Origin of the sequence: Novipirellula sp., from assembly GCF_041583735.1 — a bacterium.
GTDB lineage: Bacteria > Planctomycetota > Planctomycetia > Pirellulales > Pirellulaceae > Novipirellula.
Genome location: NZ_JBFHFD010000946.1, coordinates 1 through 2,318, shown reverse-complemented (window position 1 = coordinate 2,318; position 2,318 = coordinate 1). Strand labels below are relative to the sequence as shown.

Annotated in this window: 3 protein-coding genes and 1 pseudogene; 3 read left to right on the top strand and 1 reads right to left on the bottom strand. The window is 53.8% G+C overall.

The window, feature by feature from the left end; genetic code table 11:
• A pseudogene (locus ABX962_RS34895) lies at nt 1-359 on the top strand (gfo/Idh/MocA family oxidoreductase); the annotation flags it as partial.
• A 334-nt stretch (nt 360-693) separates the two neighbouring features.
• On the opposite strand, the gene ABX962_RS34890 reads toward ABX962_RS34895, so the two are convergent.
• Complete coding sequence (locus ABX962_RS34890; protein WP_372726268.1) at nt 694-1,449, bottom strand: hypothetical protein; 756 nt, start codon at nt 1,447-1,449, stop codon at nt 694-696.
• An 82-nt stretch (nt 1,450-1,531) separates the two neighbouring features.
• Between ABX962_RS34890 and ABX962_RS34885 the strand changes: the two genes are divergently transcribed.
• The gene (locus ABX962_RS34885) at nt 1,532-1,654 is read left to right on the top strand and encodes a hypothetical protein (protein ID WP_372726267.1); all 123 of its coding nucleotides are present in this window, start codon (nt 1,532-1,534) and stop codon (nt 1,652-1,654) included.
• A gap of 109 nt (nt 1,655-1,763) precedes the next feature.
• Nucleotides 1,764-2,318: hypothetical protein (locus ABX962_RS34880; protein ID WP_372726266.1), on the top strand; the 555-nt coding region annotated here is incomplete at its 3' end.

The following is a 2,318-nucleotide window of genomic DNA, read 5'->3' as shown; positions in this document are numbered from 1 at the left end:
CGGTGCGAGCAAACGATCCGAGCATGGCCAATGGCAACGTCTTGGACGCTCATTATGGATGCGTGCTAGGCCACTTGATGAACAATTCGTACCGTTTAGGTCACGAGGTGCCGTTCAGCGGCAGCGCCGGCCAATTTGGTGGCAACCAGGATGCCACACTGCATTTCAACAAATTGCACTCGATTATGGCCGATGGGGTGGGAGTATCTGAAAAAGACGCGAAGTACCGCGTCGGTCCCGCATTGACGTTCGATCCCAAAACGGAAACGCACACCGGTGACTATGCTATCGAGGCCAATCGCTTGTTAAAGAACCCGAGCAACCCGGACTTCAAAATTCCCGAGCTGAGCGAAGTTTAACCGCAGCTCCACTGCGGTTGGCAAGCTTTTCTAATCAACAAGGCGGGTGTGTTCTTCGCAGGAACACGGTCGCCTTTTTTTGTTGGTTGAGAGCACGCCGACGGCGTGTTTGTAGCGGCATGCCGCAAGCGGCTTGTCGATTGAGTGAGCCGCTCGCGCGTGAGCAGCCGGGTTCCGCCCATTACCCGGTGCCTTTCGGCCCACGTTTCACTGCTGCCAATCACATCTCGATTATTTCAACAGACCACAAGCCGTCCGGGTGGGGCAAGCAAAACGTTCAAATTAAACCGGGCGGCTTTCGCCGCACCGCTACCAAAGCCACTTCGGGGCTAACTTACGCCTCTTCTGCTTCGTCATCCTCGTCGCCGAAGACATCATTAAAGTCTTCTTGGTCGAGGAACTGGATGCCTACGATTTCGGCGTTGTTCACTTCGGCGATCGCGTTGATGCGATCGTGCATCGCGGTAAGTTCGGCTTCGTTGTTTTTGCCTTCGATAAACAGGCACATCGCATATTGTCCTTCCTCGTCAGGTTCATCGTAGCTTTCGATTGTTCCGAGTGATTGCGTATCCAGGGCGACCGTCAACGCGTTGAGTTCTTCGAGTGACGGCGCAAACAGCAGGAACAGCCAGGGCAGATCGCTGTCGGTTTCGAGCCCCGAATCGGTGTAATGCCGCAATCGCCAATGAGCTTCATCGAGTGACATCCAATCAAAAAAATCATCTTCGTCGATTGGATCGTACGAGGTGACGTCGCCGAGTTCTAAGCCGAACTGTTTTGCTAAGGCGTCAATTTCGTCGACACATGCTTTGACCTGTGCGGGTGTCAACGCTTCGCAGCGCCGGAGCGCCAACATTGGACCGCCCATGGTGGTGTTGCCTTCCTCATCGACATGCTCGACCTCTTCTTGAACGTCCCATTCATAGGACTCCGGTGCACGCTCGCCCACTTTTTCGAGCAAGGCAAGATCGGAGGACTCGATCCCAAACACCCACTCTAGCGGTTCATCGGTTTGGTAGTCGAGTTGGTTGATCATATGATCGAACAACTCGTCAATATGTTTGTGGAAATCGGCGTTCGAATCGTTCATGCTAGGTTGCAAGCGTGGGGAGGTGGATAGTGCGAAAAAGCTGAATTTCCCCGTAGCATAGTCAGCGAATCGTGTTTTCGCGATGGGATCCGATTGGCGATTTGACTTCTCAGGGACATACCGCACGCGTTGGCCGGTGATCGACAGCGACGGTGGGGCCGATCGATCTGGATTGATCGCCAGTCCCGACATTGAAGGCGTTTAATGGTCTAATCGCCCGCCTTGTTCATCTGGATTCGCTACAATAGCAAACGTCCTTCTCGCATCGCTCCATGGCGAGAAGTTCTGTTTCTTCGGTGCAGGAGTGATTCAAAATGCGAATCGTCCACAAGTTGCTGCTCGCGACGCTCCTGCCTGCATTACTGATTTGGGTCGTTGGCATGTATGCCACTCACGTCAGCGAGCGTAGTTTGAGACAGGCGATCGAAGGCACCTCGATGACGCGTGCAACTGCGGTGATGGATGAGATAGACCGGATTGTTCAAGCTCGCACCGCCGATTGGAAAGCGTATTCGCGAAGCGATTTGGTCCAGCTCAGTTTGATTGCATCGAACCAGGCGATCGAAGCACTCGAGGACCCGGCGGCGACCATTGAGGAGCGAGACAAGCAATGGCGAGACACGCCTGCGGACGAAGCGACCAAATTCATGAGATTGTTGCTGCGAAACCCGCTCTCACGCGATCTCCGCCAACGGCTCAATAAATTGAACGAAGGCAGCGGTTACACGATTTTTGGCGAAGTGTTTTACACCAACCGGTTTGGCGTCAATGCAGCTCAAACCAATCGTACTTCGGATTATCGTCAAGACGACGAGTTGTGGTGGCAACGTGCCTTCGAGGACGACGTTTATATCGGCGACGTGATGCGT

Coding starts and splice junctions, on each gene's coding strand:
- ABX962_RS34890 (WP_372726268.1), bottom strand. CDS start 1,449: ATGAACGATTCGAACGCCGATTTCCACAAACATATTGACGAGTTGTTC.
- ABX962_RS34885 (WP_372726267.1), top strand. CDS start 1,532: ATGGGATCCGATTGGCGATTTGACTTCTCAGGGACATACCGCACGCGT.